A 2,762-nucleotide genomic window follows, 5' to 3' on the forward strand; every position below is an offset into this window, starting at 1 on the left:
ACCAGCCGCTCAACCGGAACCGCCACGTCAGTTCGACCTGCCAATAGCAACCTCCAATCTGGCACCGCATTAATCCCAGACAATCTTTAAATTTCGCCAAAACCGCCCAACATCTGTGGGAATCCGTAAATTTAACCACCAAATTAAATTATTTTTGAAATTTGTCAAGCCAAACAATCGTTATCATTATGTAACAATAATATCGCTACAAACCCTACCCTAGTATAAAAAAATCCAAGCACACCAAGCGTTAACGCGGAAGTCGTAGCTGACTTTCGAGCATATTGTCCCACCTTAATTACATTACGTACGTTCTGACTCAACCTTTGCAACCGTTTCCGCTCCAGCACAAAAAAAATCAAGGCTATTAATTACCTTATACGCTCCCCTATAATTAAGTTATACAAGAAAGGAGGTGACCACATGGACGCGAAGGAAGCTAAGGACAAGGTGGCCGGTACCGTTAAGGAGCAGGCCGGTAAGTTGACTGGCAACGAAACCCTCGAGGCCAAAGGTAAAGCACAAAAGTTACGTGGTAAGGCACGTGAAAAGGCTGATGACCTCAAGGAAAAAGGTGCTAAGAAGCTGAACGACACCGTTGACAAGGTCACTGACGACCACTAGCACAATGGAGGTGTCACAATATGACTGACAAGGATCATGCACGTGACCAACCAGACCCTACCCCTAGGGCCGGCAACACGCATAACCACGCTCCAGCATTTCGGGCTCAGGATCATCTACGCCACACTGAGGGTAAACGTAAGGCCAAGTTTGACCGACACGTCCCCGTTGGCGGCAACCAGGAACGTGATCGGCCTTGAAAATATTGCGGCGGGTTAGTGTACTCCATCCCTAGTAACTACTAACCACTAATAACAATGTGTCTCCCCAAAGACACCATTCTTCTTTACGCGTACGCCCCAACGTACGCGTATTTTATTGGCCAGACACTCGATAATAACTTGCCATACACAATCTGTGGCAACATCCCCCCGTAAGCCGTTACATTATTTTCGTTTTACCAGTGCCGACACCGTCTGAATAAGGTATTCTTATTCTATAAATCAATTCACAATTCAAACATTCTGGGGGCAATATACATATGAAGAAGCAGTATCTAGTCGCGGGAATCACTTTGCTTACGTCAGCACTCATGTTGACCGCCTGCGGGCAGAAGTCCACCCAATCTGGACAAGCAAAGACGCAGACGGTCAGCCGGATGGTTAAGGACGTCTTGACATCAATGGATCCGGCCCAAGCGCCCGATAACGTCTCCATGCAGACCCTGACCGACACCATGGCCGGGTTGTACCGGTACCACGGCAACAAACTGCAGCCCGATATGGCTGCGCGCAGAGCAACTATTTCGGCCGACCAGAAAACTTATACTTTCCACCTCCGCAAGAACGCCCGGTGGAGCGATGGCAAGCGCGTCACAGCCAACGACTTCGTTTACTCGTGGCGCCGAACGGTCGATCCTGCGACCAAGTCCGAGTACGCGTACGTTTTTAGCGGCATCAAAAACGCCGATGCCATTACGGCTGGCACCGCGAAGCCCGATTCGCTAGGTGTGACCGCCGTGAACGCCACTACCTTCAAAGTCACGTTGGATCACGTCATCCCCTACTTTGAATCGCTAGTGACCCTGAATGTCTTTGACCCCGTTGAAGAGAGTGCCGTTAGGAAGGCGGGCAGTCAGTTCGGTACCAAGTCCTCCACCCTCACGTTCAACGGTCCCTACCGTCTAACCAAATGGAGTAACGCTAACAACAGCTGGACGGAGACCAAAAATCCCGACTACTGGAACGCTAAGAATGTACACGTTAAACGTATTAACGTGCAGGTAGTGAAGGATACGTCAACCGCGGTGAACCTGTTCCAGGCGGGTAAACTTGACGACGCCATTATTTCCGGCGACACCGCAACGCAGATGGTTAACGATAAGGCGTACAATACCGTGAAATTACAGCGCTCATACTTCATCGAAATGAACCAGAGCAAGGTACCCGCATTGCGAAACCAAAAGGTCCGCGAAGCCTTGTCGTTGGCGATTAACCGCACACAGTACTTAAAGAAGGTCCTCAGCGATGGTTCCTCCCGCATTAATACGGTCGTACCAGTCGGCTTATTTACGAACAGCCAAACCGGCAAAGACTTTGCGACCACTTCAGGTAAAGCTGTGAGTGGTTATACGCAATATGATCTCGCCAAGGCCAAGCGGCTGATGAAGGCTGGACTCAAAGAGGCCGGTATCTCGAAGTTCAGTTTCACCCTCACTTCTGACGACACGGATGCGGGTAAAAACACGTTAGAGTACCTGCAGGGCGCGTGGACCAAGGCGTTCCCCCAAGTCACCGTGAATGCCAAAACGGTGCCCGCAAAAACACGACTCGACTTGGGTCGCAAACACAACTTTGACGTCCTCCTCGCCACCTGGGGCGCAGACTTTCCGGACGCCATCACCTACCTCGACCTGTTCACGACCAACAACGCTAATAACGACGGTCAGTGGTCCAACCAGGAATACGACCGCCTCATTGCCGCCTCTAAAACCACGGACGTGACGAGCGTCAGTCGTCGTTGGCAGGACTTAACCCAGGCCAACCAAATTCTGACACGGAATATGGGTATTATTCCACTTTATCAATCCGGTGAGGCGCACCTCACTAACACCAGCATCCAGGGGCTACACTATAGCCCGAATAACCTAGTTGATTTTGTCGGTGTCACTAACAAATAACGGTAAACAGGCCCGCTGC

Annotated in this window: 3 protein-coding genes; all 3 read left to right on the forward strand. The window is 50.5% G+C overall.

The genetic code is table 11. The annotated features are described in order from the left end of the window. Positions 1–423 precede the first annotated feature (423 nt). Positions 424–624: a CsbD family protein gene (locus tag JCM12539_RS12335; protein WP_054651830.1), complete on the forward strand. Its 201-nt coding sequence runs from the start codon at positions 424–426 to the stop codon at positions 622–624. Positions 625–644: 20 nt separating this feature from the next. Beyond that, positions 645–824: a hypothetical protein gene (locus JCM12539_RS12340; RefSeq protein ID WP_054651832.1), complete on the forward strand. Its 180-nt coding sequence runs from the start codon at positions 645–647 to the stop codon at positions 822–824. 281 nt (positions 825–1,105) lie between these two features. Next, the gene (locus JCM12539_RS12345) at positions 1,106–2,743 is read left to right on the forward strand and encodes a peptide ABC transporter substrate-binding protein (protein ID WP_054651834.1); all 1,638 of its coding nucleotides are present in this window, start codon (positions 1,106–1,108) and stop codon (positions 2,741–2,743) included. The last annotated feature ends 19 nt before the right edge of the window (positions 2,744–2,762 follow it).

It is taken from the genome of Lacticaseibacillus pantheris DSM 15945 = JCM 12539 = NBRC 106106, from assembly GCF_001311175.1.
GTDB classification, from domain to species: domain Bacteria; phylum Bacillota; class Bacilli; order Lactobacillales; family Lactobacillaceae; genus Lacticaseibacillus; species Lacticaseibacillus pantheris.

Coding starts and splice junctions, on each gene's coding strand:
- JCM12539_RS12340 (WP_054651832.1), top strand. CDS start 645: ATGACTGACAAGGATCATGCACGTGACCAACCAGACCCTACCCCTAGG.
- JCM12539_RS12335 (WP_054651830.1), top strand. CDS start 424: ATGGACGCGAAGGAAGCTAAGGACAAGGTGGCCGGTACCGTTAAGGAG.
- JCM12539_RS12345 (WP_054651834.1), top strand. CDS start 1,106: ATGAAGAAGCAGTATCTAGTCGCGGGAATCACTTTGCTTACGTCAGCA.